The sequence below is a fragment of the Nocardia mexicana NBRC 108244 genome (assembly GCF_001613165.1).
GTDB classification, from domain to species: Bacteria; Actinomycetota; Actinomycetes; order Mycobacteriales; family Mycobacteriaceae; genus Nocardia; species Nocardia mexicana.
Window position 1 is genome coordinate 11974 of the sequence record NZ_BDBV01000017.1, and the last position, 13529, is coordinate 25502.

Annotated in this window: 20 protein-coding genes; 12 read left to right on the top strand and 8 right to left on the bottom strand. The window is 68.0% G+C overall.

Features of this window, described 5'->3' with window-relative positions; translation table 11 throughout:
* Positions 1–94 precede the first annotated feature (94 nt).
* The 3 genes from NM1_RS05390 (at position 95) to NM1_RS05400 (ending at position 2712) form a co-directional block, all read left to right on the top strand.
* Positions 95–1396 (top strand): D-alanyl-D-alanine carboxypeptidase family protein, encoded by a 1302-nt coding sequence (locus NM1_RS05390; RefSeq protein WP_068014543.1) that lies wholly within the window; start codon positions 95–97, stop codon positions 1394–1396.
* Positions 1397–1487: 91 nt separating this feature from the next.
* Positions 1488–1688: a hypothetical protein gene (locus tag NM1_RS05395; RefSeq protein ID WP_068014545.1), complete on the top strand. Its 201-nt coding sequence runs from the start codon at positions 1488–1490 to the stop codon at positions 1686–1688.
* A gap of 118 nt (positions 1689–1806) precedes the next feature.
* Positions 1807–2712, top strand: coding sequence for an aminoglycoside phosphotransferase family protein (locus NM1_RS05400; RefSeq protein ID WP_246011085.1), 906 nt, complete (start codon positions 1807–1809; stop codon positions 2710–2712).
* 82 nt (positions 2713–2794) lie between these two features.
* Here the strand turns inward: NM1_RS05400 and NM1_RS05405 are convergent, their stop codons facing one another.
* Positions 2795–3262, bottom strand: a complete 468-nt coding sequence (locus tag NM1_RS05405; RefSeq protein ID WP_068014550.1) for a DUF6194 family protein — start codon at positions 3260–3262, stop codon at positions 2795–2797.
* Positions 3263–3324: 62 nt separating this feature from the next.
* Here NM1_RS05405 and NM1_RS05410 point away from each other — a divergent pair, with 62 nt between their 5' ends.
* Positions 3325–4047: a MerR family transcriptional regulator gene (locus NM1_RS05410; protein WP_068014551.1), complete on the top strand. Its 723-nt coding sequence runs from the start codon at positions 3325–3327 to the stop codon at positions 4045–4047.
* Between the two features lie 35 nt (positions 4048–4082).
* On the opposite strand, the gene NM1_RS05415 is transcribed toward NM1_RS05410, so the two are convergent.
* The gene (locus tag NM1_RS05415; RefSeq protein WP_068014553.1) at positions 4083–4301 is read right to left on the bottom strand and encodes a hypothetical protein; all 219 of its coding nucleotides are present in this window, start codon (positions 4299–4301) and stop codon (positions 4083–4085) included.
* Between the two features lie 165 nt (positions 4302–4466).
* Here NM1_RS05415 and NM1_RS05420 point away from each other — a divergent pair, with 165 nt between their 5' ends.
* The 3 genes from NM1_RS05420 to NM1_RS05430 all read left to right on the top strand — a co-directional run bounded on the left by NM1_RS05420 (position 4467) and on the right by NM1_RS05430 (position 7419).
* On the top strand, positions 4467–5387 hold the full coding sequence (locus NM1_RS05420) for an NADP-dependent oxidoreductase (protein ID WP_211339375.1): 921 nt from the start codon (positions 4467–4469) through the stop codon (positions 5385–5387).
* A 192-nt stretch (positions 5388–5579) separates the two neighbouring features.
* Positions 5580–5849 carry a response regulator transcription factor gene (locus NM1_RS44575; RefSeq protein ID WP_373864023.1) on the top strand — a complete coding sequence of 90 codons (270 nt, stop codon included), beginning with the start codon at positions 5580–5582 and terminating at the stop codon, positions 5847–5849.
* Positions 5850–6114: 265 nt separating this feature from the next.
* The gene (locus NM1_RS05430; RefSeq protein WP_169814196.1) at positions 6115–7419 is read left to right on the top strand and encodes a pentapeptide repeat-containing protein; all 1305 of its coding nucleotides are present in this window, start codon (positions 6115–6117) and stop codon (positions 7417–7419) included.
* A gap of 14 nt (positions 7420–7433) precedes the next feature.
* Here NM1_RS05430 and NM1_RS05435 read toward each other — a convergent pair whose 3' ends face one another.
* Positions 7434–7922 carry a DUF2867 domain-containing protein gene (locus NM1_RS05435; RefSeq protein ID WP_084519182.1) on the bottom strand — a complete coding sequence of 163 codons (489 nt, stop codon included), beginning with the start codon at positions 7920–7922 and terminating at the stop codon, positions 7434–7436.
* A 137-nt stretch (positions 7923–8059) separates the two neighbouring features.
* On the opposite strand from NM1_RS05435, the gene NM1_RS05440 reads away from it, so the two are divergent.
* Positions 8060–8377 carry a hypothetical protein gene (locus tag NM1_RS05440; protein WP_068014561.1) on the top strand — a complete coding sequence of 106 codons (318 nt, stop codon included), beginning with the start codon at positions 8060–8062 and terminating at the stop codon, positions 8375–8377.
* Positions 8378–8432: 55 nt separating this feature from the next.
* On the opposite strand, the gene NM1_RS05445 is transcribed toward NM1_RS05440, so the two are convergent.
* A complete protein-coding gene (locus NM1_RS05445) occupies positions 8433–8729 on the bottom strand; it encodes an HNH endonuclease (protein WP_068014699.1) in 297 nt (98 codons plus the stop codon).
* 164 nt (positions 8730–8893) lie between these two features.
* On the opposite strand from NM1_RS05445, the gene NM1_RS05450 reads away from it, so the two are divergent.
* Positions 8894–9286: a hypothetical protein gene (locus NM1_RS05450; protein ID WP_068014701.1), complete on the top strand. Its 393-nt coding sequence runs from the start codon at positions 8894–8896 to the stop codon at positions 9284–9286.
* Positions 9283–10086, top strand: a complete 804-nt coding sequence (locus tag NM1_RS05455; protein WP_068014563.1) for an LLM class flavin-dependent oxidoreductase — start codon at positions 9283–9285, stop codon at positions 10084–10086. Before NM1_RS05450 ends, NM1_RS05455 begins: the two co-directional genes overlap by 4 nt.
* A gap of 13 nt (positions 10087–10099) precedes the next feature.
* On the opposite strand, the gene NM1_RS05460 is transcribed toward NM1_RS05455, so the two are convergent.
* Together NM1_RS05460 and NM1_RS05465 are read right to left on the bottom strand one after the other, a co-directional pair.
* Positions 10100–10600, bottom strand: a complete 501-nt coding sequence (locus tag NM1_RS05460) for a cupin domain-containing protein (RefSeq protein ID WP_068014564.1) — start codon at positions 10598–10600, stop codon at positions 10100–10102.
* 188 nt (positions 10601–10788) lie between these two features.
* Complete coding sequence (locus tag NM1_RS05465) at positions 10789–10992, bottom strand: cold-shock protein (RefSeq protein WP_068014703.1); 204 nt, start codon at positions 10990–10992, stop codon at positions 10789–10791.
* 479 nt (positions 10993–11471) lie between these two features.
* On the opposite strand from NM1_RS05465, the gene NM1_RS05470 reads away from it, so the two are divergent.
* On the top strand, positions 11472–11888 hold the full coding sequence (locus NM1_RS05470; RefSeq protein WP_246011087.1) for a MerR family transcriptional regulator: 417 nt from the start codon (positions 11472–11474) through the stop codon (positions 11886–11888).
* 131 nt (positions 11889–12019) lie between these two features.
* On the opposite strand, the gene NM1_RS05475 is transcribed toward NM1_RS05470, so the two are convergent.
* Positions 12020–12202 carry a hypothetical protein gene (locus tag NM1_RS05475; protein WP_068014566.1) on the bottom strand — a complete coding sequence of 61 codons (183 nt, stop codon included), beginning with the start codon at positions 12200–12202 and terminating at the stop codon, positions 12020–12022.
* Positions 12203–12596: 394 nt separating this feature from the next.
* On the opposite strand from NM1_RS05475, the gene NM1_RS05485 reads away from it, so the two are divergent.
* Entirely contained in the window at positions 12597–13133 is a 537-nt protein-coding gene (locus tag NM1_RS05485; RefSeq protein ID WP_147288940.1) for a hypothetical protein, read from the top strand.
* 16 nt (positions 13134–13149) lie between these two features.
* Here NM1_RS05485 and NM1_RS05490 read toward each other — a convergent pair whose 3' ends face one another.
* Complete coding sequence (locus tag NM1_RS05490; RefSeq protein WP_246011096.1) at positions 13150–13521, bottom strand: hypothetical protein; 372 nt, start codon at positions 13519–13521, stop codon at positions 13150–13152.
* Positions 13522–13529 lie beyond the last annotated feature (8 nt).

The window sequence follows — 13529 nt, forward strand, 5'->3', positions numbered from 1 at the left end:
GGACTGAATGTCAATATCCCGCCCTGTCACAGTGGGGACGCTTCGCAGCGCGCCGGTCCGCCGCCGCATAAGCTCCGATGTGATGAGTACGTGCATGTCCCGGCGCCTGAGCCGTCCCGGATCGTTCGCGGCCGCCGCGCTGGCAGCCGCGCTCATCGGCGCCACCGCCCTGACCGGCATCGGCGCCGTCGGCTCCCCCGCGGCGTCCGCCACGCCCGCGCCCACCACGGCACCGTTCGCCACGCCGAACACCGACGCCTGCCCGCAGAAGACGGCGCCGCCGCCGGCGATCGACAGCTCCGAGGTCCCGGAGCCGGGTGAGACCGCGCCCGCACCGCTGCCCGTGCCGTCGTCGCCGATCGGTGGCGACAAGCTCGGCGCCTGCGGCGTGGTGCTGCCGGACGGCGCCGGGCCGGTGCCCCCCGACATCTCCGCCACGGCCTGGGTGATCGCCGATCTCGACACCGGACGCGTGCTGGCGGCGAAGGATCCGCACGGCCGCTACCGCCCCGCGTCGACCATCAAGGTGCTGCTGGCCGCGGTCGCGCTGCGCAGCCTCGACCTGAACAAGGTGGTGGTCGGTACACAGGAGGACGCGAACGCCGACGGCACCCGCGTCGGCATCGGCGCGGGCGGTCACTACACCAATCGGCAACTGATGCAGGGGCTGATCATGGCCTCGGGCAACGATGCCGCGCACGCCGTCGCCACTCAGCTCGGCGGCGAGAAGGCCACCGTAGCCAAGATGAACGAGCTGGCGGAACGGTTGCACGCCTTGGACACTCGCGCCGCGACCCCGTCCGGCCTGGACGGTCCCGGCATGAGCACCTCCGCCTACGACATGGCCGTGCTGTTCCGCGAGGCCATGACGATCCCGACCTTCGCCGAGCTGATCCACACCGAGCAGATCGACTTCCCCGGCTTCCCCGCCAACCCCCAGATCCCCGGCGACGAGGACCATCCCGGCTTCCCCATCGCCAACGACAACCGCCTGCTCTACGACTACGAGGGCACGCTGGGCGGCAAGACCGGATACACCGACGATGCCCGCCAGACCTTCGTCAACGCCGCCGAACGCAACGGCCACCGGCTGGTCGTCACGCTGCTGCAGGCCGACGTGCGTCCCATCCGCCCGCCCGAACAGGCGGCGCGGCTGCTGGACTACGGGTTCGCGCTGGCCTCCGACGCGAGTGTGGGTTCGCTGCCGGACGGCAGCGCCGCCTCCTCGAATACCAATGTGGCCATTGCCTCACCGCCGCCGCGGGATTCGGGTGCCGCGGCTCCGGCGCAGGACCACAACGAGAACCTGCTGACCGTGCTGATCGTCGGCGGCCTGGCGGCCGCGCTGGTGCTGGCCGTCGCCGCGTGGCGGCTGTCCGGCAGGCAACGCCGGTAGAGCCCACCTCGTTTGATGCCCGGAGGTCCGGGAACTCGCGTAACGAGCCGCTTGCCAGGCTCACGCAGAGAACCGGAAAGAGGAGAACCTGATGGCGAACCCGAAGAATCCGGGTCAGTTCGGCAATCGACCGGACACCACCAAGCAGGCCCACAAGGGTGGCCGGGCCAGCACGGGCAGCTTCGGCCAGGCGCACAGCGCCGACCCTTCGGAGGCAGGCAAGAAGGGTGCCGCCGCCCAGCCGACCGAGGCCAAGTCCCGCGGCGGGCAGCACAGCCACTCCGGACGCTGATCCGGTGTGAAGAGCCTTGGGGAGTGTAAACCCCTGCTCCCCAAGGCTTCTGGTGTGTCAGGCCGACCCGCCGGAAAATCCGGTGCCGTGATCGACCTCGCTCGGTATGGTCCCGGGGGTGATCGACATTCGCATTCCGGATGGATTGATCGAGTCCCAGTTCACCTACGCGGGTGCCGGTGGCCGAGCGTTCATCGCCGCTCTGCCCGCACGGATTCCGGAGTTTCTGCAGCGGTGGGAGCTGCGGGTCGACGGGCCCCCGATGCACGGCATGGCCGCGCTGGTGCTGCCCGTACTGCGGGCCGACGGCACCGCCGCGGCACTCAAATTCCAGCACCTGAACGAGGAGAGCGAGGGAGAAGCGGCCGCGCTACGACTGTGGGACGGTGACGGTGCCGTGCGCCTTCTCGACTCCGACGGCGATACGGGCACGCTGCTGCTGGAGCGCCTCGACTCCGACCGCATGCTGTCGACGCTGACCGATGCGGGAAAGGAACAGGGCCGCAAGGCCGTTCTCGTCATCGCCGAACTGCTCGCCCGGCTCACCGCCGTCGCGGCGCCCGCCGGGATGCGACGGCTCGGCGACATCGCGGCGCAGCTGGTGGCAGATCTGCCGGGAGCGCTGGCGGCGGTCGACGACCCGCATGATCGTGCACTCCTCGAGCGGTGCGGCGGCGCGGTGCGCGAGGTTCTGGATGAACCCGGCGACCGACTGCTGCACTGGGACCTGCACTTCGAGAATGTCCTGGCATCGAATCGGGCGGCCTGGCTCGCCATCGACCCGAAGCCGCTGGCCGGAGACCCGGGATTCGAACTCCTCCCTGCCATCGACAACGGCTTCGACGCCACCGAGGTGCGGTGGCGGTTCGACGCGATGACGGATGTGCTCGGGCTCGACCGGGAGCGGGCGCGGGCCTGGACGCTGTCGCGGGTGCTGCAGAACTGCCTCTGGGAGATCGAGGACGGTCGCCCGCTGGTACCCGACCACCTGGAGATAGCGCGGCAGCTATCGATGGCTCGGTGACCCTGCCGCCCGGTCAGCCGCCGCGACGACAGAGTCCACCAGGCCGCGGAATCGGCTCTGGCACAAGGGGGTCCGTTGGCGCCTAGTCCTTCGATTCGGCGCGGCGCCGGTACCGTGACCGGGCTCGGTCATGGGCGGTGCGGAGCAGGTCTCGCGCCGGGGCGTCGGTGGTCGGGCCGGGGTTCACCACGGCGAGCCAACCGGCGCTTGCGTAGACGGGGTGTGGGAGCACCGTGTCGGTGGCGCTCGAGTCGGTGGTGACGGTCTCGCGGGGCGTGTGGCCAGTCCATTCGGTGAAGGCTTCCTTGCCCGCGCTGATATTCACGCGGAAGGCACCGGGGCGGTTCAGGCGGGATGCGACGTCGTCGGGGTAGTCCTTGGTCACGATCGTCGCGAACGGCTGACCCGTGGTCGGGACCTGACCGTCGGGGGCGTAGTAGAAGAACACATCTCCCCAGGCGATCTCGGGGGTACCGTCGCCGGGCCCCGGCCGGAGCGTCAGCACTCCGCCGAGGGCCTCGATGAACTCGATGATCTCGTCGATACTCATGCATTCCAGCGTTACATTGAAGTGCTTGTGGAGACTTGTGACCAGAATGCGGAGGTCAGCGCGTGGTAAGTCGCAACTCGGCCCATTTGCGGACCATCGATGTGGCGCACCGCGCGGGGTACTCCGTCCAGCAGATTCGCAACCTCGAGCGCGACGGTGTGCTGCCGCCCGCGACGCGCACTCCCAGCGGCTACCGGATCTACGACGAGTCCCATGTGCGCTCCGCGCGGGCCTACCGGGCGCTGGCCGCGGGAACCGGTCCGGTCGAGGCCAAGGACATCATGCGCGCCGCGCACACGCGCCCGGTCTCGGGCCTGCTGGCCCTGCTGGATGCGGCGCACGCGCGGCTCGACCGGGAGCGCCGCGATCTCGCCGCCGCGAAGACGGCCGCCCGGGCGATCGCCGAGGAGCCGATCACCGATGTGCGGTCGTCGGACGCGATGAGCATCTCGCAGCTGGCCGAGGCGCTCGGGGTCCGCGCGTCGACGCTACGACACTGGGACGCCGTCGGATTGGTCGTGCCCGGCCGCGCCGACCACGGAACCCGCAGTTACACACCGGATGACGTCCGCGACGCCCGGATCGTGCGTCAACTTCGATTGGCGGGCTACCGCATCACGCAGCTGCAGGCGCTGCTACCGGACCTTCGAGATACCCATCGCCGAGGCGGCATCTCGGCGGGCCTGCAGGCCCGGGACGCGAGCATCCTGGCGCGATCCCGGGCCCTGCTGGCGGCGGCATCCGAACTCGATGCCATCGTCGCGTCGGCCGGGCAGCAGGAGTGACTGCCGGTCGCGGAATCTCGGCCCGCGAACCGCCCTCAGAAGCAGTAGGGGAACTTGCACCGCGACGGATCCGGCGGTCCGAATATCGCGGCGATGATCCCGTTGATGGCCGCGTCGGCCCCCGCCGATCCGGTGTTGATGGCCACTTCTCGCGCGGCGGCGGGCTTGTCGGCGGCGACCGCGACATCGGCCGACGCCACGGGCGCGCCGATCGTCAGGCCGACGGCGGCCACCAGGAGAGCCTTCCGAATCATACTGCTACCTTTCGTCTTTCGGTTGGTTGCCGCCCGCACCCTATCGATGACGACGAATGTCGGCATTCCCGTCGGCGGTTGGTGTGGCTACACGCACATCCGGACCACGATGCCGTCGGCTGGAACAGAGTGTCGGTCTTCGAGGTTCGATCCACCATGGCGACAATGCGAATGATCAGTCAGCGCACCCTCGGCGGGCCCGAGGTGCTGGAGATAGTCGAGGCCGAGCGGCCCGTCCCCGGCCCCGGCGAGGTGCTGGTGCGGGTGCGCGCCGTCGGCGTCAATCCGGCGGACCGCAAGGTGCGTTCCGGCTTCGTGCGACTGTTCGGCGATCCGCCGTTCACCCTGGGGCACGAGTTCAGCGGCGAGGTCGCCGAGGCGTCCGGGACCTTCCGGCCCGGTGACCAGGTGTACGGCTGGGTGACGCCGCCGCACGGCGCCTACGCCGATTACGTTGTCGCACCGGAGAGTTCGATCGCCGCCAAGCCGTCGAGCATCGATCACGTGAGCGCCGCCGCCCTGCCCATCGCCGGGTTGACCGCCTGGCAGGCGCTGGTGAAGGTGGGCGAGGTGCGGGACGGGCAGCGCGTCCTCGTGCACGGCGCGGCCGGCGGGGTGGGGCATCTCGCGGTGCAGATCGCCAAGTCCCGCGGCGCCCACGTGATCGGGACCGCCCGCGCGGCCAAGCACGACTTCCTGCGGGAGTTGGGCGCCGACGAGCTGATCGACCACACGACGGAGGACTTCACCCGCGTCCGCGACGTGGATCTGGTGCTGGACACCGTGAGTGGCGACGTCGGACTGCGCTCGCTGCCCACGCTCCGGCCCGGCGGCGTGGTGATCGACGTGGTGGGCATCGGATTCGACCGCACCGCCGTGAAGGAGCAGGCGGCGGCGAGCGGGGTGCGGTTCATCGAGTACAACCTCGAACCCACCCCGGACGACCTCGCCGCCCTCGCCGATGCGGTGGACCGCGACGGGCTACGCCCCTCCGTCGATCGGACGCTCCCCCTGACCGAGGCGGCCGAGGCGCACGAGTTGGGCGAGAGCGGCAAGGTGCGGGGGAAGGTCGTGCTGGTCCCCTAGGCCGAGTCGGGCGGAGCGCGGATGGCAGCTCCGGCCGTCTCGTCGGCACCGGAATCCGTTGCGGGCGTGCGGTAGTCACATCGCCGCCGGATTCGACGTCCGACGTGGCCGGTCCCCCGTTCCTCGATCGGCAACGGCAGCGCATGCAGCAGACCGGCGGCCCCGGCGGCGCGGGCGAATGCGCTTGCGGCACTGACCGATCGGGAGCACGATGTGCTCCGGCAGGTCGCGGCGGGGCGATCCAACGCCGAGATCCTTCACGTCGGTGTCGCGACGGTCAAGACGCACGTCAGGCGCCTGCTCACCAGGCTGTCGGCTCGTGATCGTGCTCAATTGGTCGTTCTCGCATACGAAACCGTCGTCGTCCCGAGGTGGGCCCCTCGAGTGAGGTGTCAGGTCCTCGGATTCCGGTGGGCCGCACTGCTCATCGGCCAGGAGATCGAAACCCTTTCTCCCGCTTGAGGATTAGGCGATGGCACGACCGACGAACGATTGAGCCGGATCTCCCGACCAGGGGTTCCCTCACAGATCGCACCGTAATCGTATACCGTCGGGTCAGCTGTCCGAACAGGTCGGTTCAGCTGTCCGAGCGAGAGGGACGGCCATGGCGTTCTGGCGGCGGTCTTCGAACAGGCCACCCGGCACAGAATCGGGCGACGAACAATCGGCGGGTACGAACCTTGCGGGCGCGGACCTCACGGGCCAGGACCTCACCGGCAGGGACTTGATGGGCGCGAACCTCACCGGCGCGCGCCTCGGGGGCGCCGACCTGCGGAACGCGGTACTCGACCGCGCCGACCTGACCGATGCCGACCTGACGGGCGCCAAGATCGACGGTGCCGACCTGCGCAGCACCAAGCTGGAGGGCGCGAACTTGACCGGCGCGGACCTGCGCGGCGCCGATCTGCGGGGCGCGAACCTGACGAACCAGCTTCTCAGCGGCACGGAACTGAGCTTCGCGGATATGACGGGCGCGAAGCTGACCGGCGCGGACCTGCACGGCGCGAAACTCATGAAGACCAACCTCACCGGCGCGGACTTCACGGATGCGAACCTCACCGACGCGAACTTGAACAGCGCGACGCTGACGAAGGCGATTCTCAGCGGTCAGGTCCTGCGCGATACCGTTCTGAGCCTGGCGGACCTCAGCGACGCGGACCTGACCTACACCGACCTGACCCGCGCGGAACTGCTCGCCACGAAGCTTTCCGGCGCCCGGCTGGCGGGCGCCAAGCTCGCCGGTCTGGACCTGATCGAAACCGACCTCGGCCACGCCGACCTCACCGGCGCGGACCTGACCGATACGCAGCTACTCGACGCACAGTTGACCGGTTCGAGGCTCAACGACGCGAACCTGTCCGGCGCGAACCTCGCGGGAGCGAACCTGGTCGGCGCGGATATTTCCGGCGCGAATCTGGTGGGCACGGATCTCAGCGGCGTGACATGGGACTCCGGGGCGCCCAGTCGAGTGGCCGAAAGTACTGTGCCACAGGAAATTCCGTGGCTCAGCACGGAGGATTTCGACAAGACCCGCTCCGAACATGCTTTCCTGTCCCTGCACGAAGCGTCGCGAAGAACGCTGGGGGTCCCCCTCGCCACCGAGCACGTCACCACCGCGCACCTGGCGCTGCAGGCCGGGATAGGCCGGTACTTCGAGGCTCTCGATCGCCCGGACCAGCCCCTGGCGATGCTGCTGCTGGCCGGGACCTACGTCACCCAGCGTGGGCCCGTACACGTCATGACGCCGGATGCCGCGACCGCGGACGATTACCGGCAGACCTTCGAGCCGGTACTCGCGGCGCTCGGCATTCCCACCGAGCGGGTGCCCGCGACTCGGACACCGACCGCCGAGAAACTCGTCCTGATCGGCACCCACGGGGAATTCGCCGCCGTCTGGTCACAGGCCGCAGCGCCGTCGATGGACCCCGACACCCAGTGCCTAGCGGTCGTCATCCAGCCGAAGGCGCGCTACCTGTTCGACGAATTCATGGGTCGCTACGCGCGCCTGCTGACGATCGGCGACGAGGGATAGCCACGCCCCGAATGTCATTCGGGCAGGCGGCTCGGTAGTTCACGCGGCGCCGCGCGGCCCAGCAGGTACGGGATGGCGAGATGGTGGAAGGGTTTCACGGCGGCCCAGATCGGGCGGGCGATTCGGCGGTCGAAGCGCACGAAGGTCGCCCACGTGACCGTCGAATCACCGGTCATCACAATGTTCTGCGCAGCCATGATTCGCGAATGCGATTCGAGGACAACGAAATTGGCTCCTCGATTCGCGATCCGCCACCCGAGCACGTGCTCGGGCGACGATTTCGGGCCCAACCGAAGACCCAGCACCAGCCTCCAGCCCAGCTGCAGGAATCCTCGCATCGCGGCGGGTGCGTGTTCGAATACCTGCCGCGCCCATTGTTCGGGCGTCCGCTGCGAACTCGACGCACTCACGTCGAAAGCCGAGGCATAGTCCGCGGCCGCGACGATATCGCTCTCCGGTGCATCCCGCGGTACGTCCACACGCCGAGCGCGCTGCGCTGTCATCGTTTCCACCTGACCCGAGTCATTGTTTACGACACAATGTAGTAGAAAGCCGGGCATGCGGCAAGGATCTACAGCCCAGTAACACTTCGGCTACCTCCGTCCGATGTGTCGAGCATCACGCATTCAGGAGGTTCGAAATGTTTTCCACGAAGCGACTTGCCGCAGGTGCCTTCGTTGCCACCGCGGCTGCGGCCACCGCCCTGGTCGGCGGCGGCGCGGCACAGGCCGACGTGCCGGTATGGGAGGCCAATTGCCACGTCTACAACATCTTCAACACCGGCGGAATGTCCACGTGTGAACTGCCGACCTGGCACCAGGTAAAACTCACCTGCGTCGCATGGCCCGTACCGTTCCTCTACTGGAAATACGGCCCGGCACACTACGGCCAGAATCAGTCCTGGGCCAGCTGCGATTCATTGAACGCGCTGGTGGGAATCGAGGTCATTCAGGCGTAATTCGAGGGCGCACGAGAAGGCCGAGCTGGGTTTCTTCCACCAACGACTTTCGCCGCTAAGCGAACCGGGTGGTGAGTTCGGCCGCGATCTCGTACTGGCGCACGAGGAACGAGCGTTCGTCGAGTTTCTTGCGGCGCAGCCAGCCGGTCACCTCGGCATTGCACTTGCTGGCATTGCACGGCCCGCACGCGGGCACGACATTGCCGAGCGTGTAGCGTCCGCCGCGCGAAATGGCCTGCACGCAGTCCTTCTGCAGCGAGGTGACCGGGGAGCCGCAATAGGCACAGCCACCCCAGGACGCCTTGAGCGCGTCCCACTGCGCGTCGGTGAGGTCGTGGGTGACGCGCGCCATCCGCTTCTTGCGCTTGCGCGCGGCGCGAACCTGTTTGCTACCGCCGGTCGGCACGGGGTGAGAATACGCGTCCCGATGGTCGATGGGCCGGAGGCCGAGCTGCGCCGATGAGTTTCAGGTCGCTTCCTCGTCTATTCCTCTGGATAGACGGGAGGATTCCGACCATGGCCGTGATCGAGGACGTCGGCCCGCTGGGGGCCGAGTTGGAGCGCTCGTACCGGGTCTACGTGCGGGGCAGGTTGAAGTTCCGCGTCAAGCAGATCGTCTACGTGGCGTTCTCCCTCGACGAGACCGTGATGGAGTTCGCGTTCCCCAAGGAGGAGCGGGCGACACTCGTCGCGAACGAGCCGCACAAGTTTCAGCTGCCGTCGCCGACGGACATGCGCTTCAACTGGATCCGCTCCGACCTCGCGGCCCTGGACCCGATCGAGGCCCGGGAACTCGTCGTCGACGCGTGGCGCATGGTCGTCCCCAAGAAGCTCTCCCGCGCCTACGACCTCGCGCATCCCCACGGGCCGCTCCGAGGCCCGGACCCCCAGGGAAGGAAACGGCCATGACCAGACCATTTCGATTCGGGGTCGTCGCCCCGCTCATGACCGACCCGGCGACGTGGCGGGACCGCGTGCGCCGCATCGCCGACAGCGGCTACTCGACGCTGCTGGTGCCCGACTTCCCGCTCACGCAGCCGGCGCCCGGCCCCATGCTGGCCACCGTCGCGGCCCAGACCGACCTGCGGGTGGGCTCGTGGGTGTACGCCTCCCCGTTTCGCCCACCCTGGCTGACGGCGTGGGAAGCGCACTCCCTGTCGCTGCTGACCGACGGCCGTTTCGAGATGGGCATCGGCACCGGCCGACCGGGAATCGATGACGAACTCCGCGACAAGGGGATGCCCCCGGTACCGTCGAGCGAGCGGCTGACGCGGATACGTGAAACCGTCAGGGCCCTAAGAGATTTCGACGGCCCCGACCGCCACACGCCCGTGGCGATGGCGGTATACGGGCCGAAGGGCCGAGCATTGGCGGCCGAGGTCGCGGATACGGTCACCTTCCCGCTGCTGTATCAGACTCGGGCCGAAGTCGCCCGTCTGGCAAAGGATTTCCGCGCCGACCCGAAGATCGAGCTGGCGCTCGCCGTGCCGGTCATCGGCGACTCGGTCGCACCGCACATGGCGCCGCCCGACGCCGACACCGCCGCGGTGCACGCGGCGGACGCCCCGACCGCGCTTCCGGATGATCCGGCGGCCGCCGCCGAGGAGATCCAGCGGCGCCGGGAGGAGATCGGCTTCTCGTACTTCATCTTCGGTGCCGACTTCGCCGAGCGGTTCGCTCCGGTCGTCGCCCAGCTCGCCGGGCGGTAGTCGGGGTCGGGACTCAGTCGCGTGCGAGTTCCTCGCGCCACATCGGGCTGTCGACGTAGTGATTGTCGTACAGCTCGGAGCTGTCGCGGATCTCCTGGACGGTCGCCTCACCGCGGTACACGCGCTCCAGCAGCCGGTAGTAGTCGAAGCGGTGCAGGCCGGGAGTGAAGACCACGAGCAGTTCGGCGTCGCTGGCCGGTGCCGGGGCGAACGCGTGGGGCACGGTGGGCGGCACGGTCAGGAAGTCACCCTGGTCGAGGCGGACGACCTCATCACCGAGGAGGAACCGCACGGAACCCTCGAGTACCAGGAACATCTCGGTGGCCTTGGTGTGAAAGTGTGCGGGCGCCCCGGGCGAGCCCTTCGACAACGTGGCCCTGTTGGCGGTGAGCGCACCGCCGGTGTCACCGGCGTCGGCGAGCAGCGTGATGAGGCTGAGCGCGCCGTCCTGGACCGTCGCGGCGGTCTCGGATCGAACGAGAACGGGGGCGGTGTGCTGCGCGGGACCGGTCATCGGGAACTCCTGGAGGCTTCGGCGGCGATTCGCACCGCACTGTCCTGTGTGTCGATAAGGCGACGACGCCGGCCCACCAGGTGTGACATCGACGGTCGGTCAGGCCGTCGTGGTTCCGCCGCCCGCGGCGAGGGCAGAAATGCGGAAGCCCGCGCGGATCGCGCGGGCTTCGACGATGTTGCGGGCGCTCAGATAGCGCGGACGCCCTGGGCCTGCGGGCCCTTCTGGCCTTGGCCGATCTCGAACTCGACCCGCTGGCCCTCATCGAGGGACTTGAATCCGGAGCCGGAGATCTCGGAGTAGTGGACGAAAACGTCGGGGCCGCCCGCATCCTGCGCGATGAACCCGAAACCCTTTTCGCCGTTGAACCACTTCACGGTGCCTTGTGACATGTACTTTTCGTGACTTCCTGTCGTGAGGCGGGCGATCACTGCAACAACCCGTCCTCGACACTCAGCATGCCACACCCCTCGGCCGTGTCGCCCCTCGGCTACGTCCCCAACCTGGGGAAACGGGAGTTCTCGAGGAGGACACAGAAATTCTGCAGTCGTGACTGTAGATATTCGTCAAGCGTCGGGCTAACTTATGTGGTGTTGGCAGAGTACGAAGTGTCCAGATGGCACGGGAGATGATGAACTACCCGTGGAGGTAGAACCGGCGGGCGCGGCCACGGGACCGGCGAGTATCACGGTCCCGCCGCCCGCCGGACCAGAACACGAAATTTGCTGCAAAGAAGGAAGTACTGGTCACCGCGTGCAGAGAAGGGAGTGGTTTCCCGCCGGGTCGCCCGCGATATGTGGTGCGGGCGTTCCCTCGGCGTCAGGTGACAAATCCGACACTAGTTTGTTCCCCCCTCGTGCCCCGGTGCCGCGTGACGGCGCCGGGGCCTTCGCCGCATGGAGGCTGCACGATTTCTGAATCCCCGACCACGGACGAGAAGTTCGACGACGACGAGTACCCCGCCTACACCATGGGCCGCGCCGCAGACATGCTCGGCACCACGCAGGCCTTCCTGCGCAGCCTCGACGAGGCGGAACTGATCACCCCGCAACGGTCACCGGGCGGGCACCGCCGCTACTCCCGCCGCCAGCTGCGCTTGGCCGCCCGCGCCCGCGAACTGGTCGACCGCGGTACCCCCCTCGAGGCGGCCTGCCGCATCATCTCCCTCGAAGACCAACTCGCTGACGCCCAGGCCATCAACGCCACACTCACACCACATAACCAGGCAGACGACCCGAACGACTCCGCCCCCACATCCGACCGCACCCCGGGCAGCGACGGTTCCTGACCAGTCGATGTAGCTCCCAATCTTGATCGGCGGCAGTGCCCGGATCAGCGCCATCATCGGGACGCAGTAGAAGCTGGTCGGCGGCGCTCCGTGGCTTTCGGTGCACACGACATGGGAGGGGCCAGGCGGGCTCAGTCGGAATTCGTGTCCTCATCGCCGACGACGTGCTGGATCGCGTCGATCCGGTCCTGTACCACCTCGGCGCGCGCCACCAGCTCGACCCGGTCGGGTTCGGTGAGGCTCTCGGCACCGAGCTTCTCGAAAACGCACGAGAGCGCCGACCGTAGGTCCTCCAGCTTGTTGTCCGACTCCACGAGCCCTCACCCTACGTCGGTCGACTAGTCGTCTACGGGCCGATGCGGAGGTATCCACTGGAATTTCTTCCGGATGTGCGACGACATCTTCTGGTCCAGCCGCGCATGCAGCTGTATACACCCGCAGTCTGCACAGAGGTAGGCGTCGAACCCGACCTGTCTGACCAAAAGGGCGTCCGCAGAACGTAATCCGCCCTGCGCTTCGTACTCGCCCTTGTACACCTCGTCGGCGCCGCACGCGCTACAGCGGCCATAGCGCATATCCTCGTTCCCCATGGCAACAGCGTAGGAGGGGGTCGAGACGCCGAAATCGTTTCGACCGATGTCGTTTCGATCGAAACCGGACCGCCACCTGGCGTCGGTGTTCCATTGCCCGGGAAGAAGTGAGCGCAACGTGACGACGAAGAATGCCATCGCCGCCCTGGCGGTTGGGGTCCTGCTGACCGCGGCGGGGTGCGGGCTGCTGGACCGTTCCGGCGGCACCACGTCGGATGCCAAGTGCGCGTCGACATTCGACCTGTCTCCCGCGAAGGAGAACCTCGGTTCGCGGGTCAGCTTCAAGGAGAAGGCCAAGCAGGCCAGCGAGGCGGCGGCGCCGACCACGTTGAGCGACATCACGCGCGCTGCCGGTTGGAACGCCGACTGGGACCGCATGGTCGACATTCCTCAGAACACCAAGACCGACCAAATCGACGCTCTTGCAGGAACTTCGGGCGTCTGCTGGAAGAACTCCCCAAAACCGCGAAGCTCCGACGGTGACGGCCCGCAGCGCGGGTACTACTTGTTCCTCGAGGGAAATCAGCCCCTCCAGACAATCGACTGGAGCTACAACTTCGACCAGGTCTTCGCCCTCGACAAAGGGAGCGCGCTGACTCCGGACACCGCACTGACCCCCGTCCCCGGCCAACACCCGCAGCTGCGCCCCGCGTAGATCTGCGGCAAGTCACCTAGTAGATGTAGCTTCCGATCTTGATCGGTGGCAGTGCCCGGACCAGCGCCATCATCGGGACGCAGTAGAAGCTGGTCGGCGGGGCGCCGCGGCTTTCGGAGCACACGACATGGTTGGTTTTGTCGACATACGTTGCGGCGGTTTTCTCCCCGTCGCGGTAGGAGTTCCAGACCAGGCCGTCGGGCTCCGGCACGTAAGGGCATTCCGCGGGAGCCTTTCCCCGGCACGGCCCTTCGACACCCCACGGTCCGGCCGGATACGCGTTCGCAGCCGGTGCCAGGGCGAGCACGGCGAGACCTCCGGCGGCCACCGCTGTCGATACTCGGATTACCGCTTTGGTCGCGAATTTGCGTGCGCTGGTTGATTTCACGGGCTCCG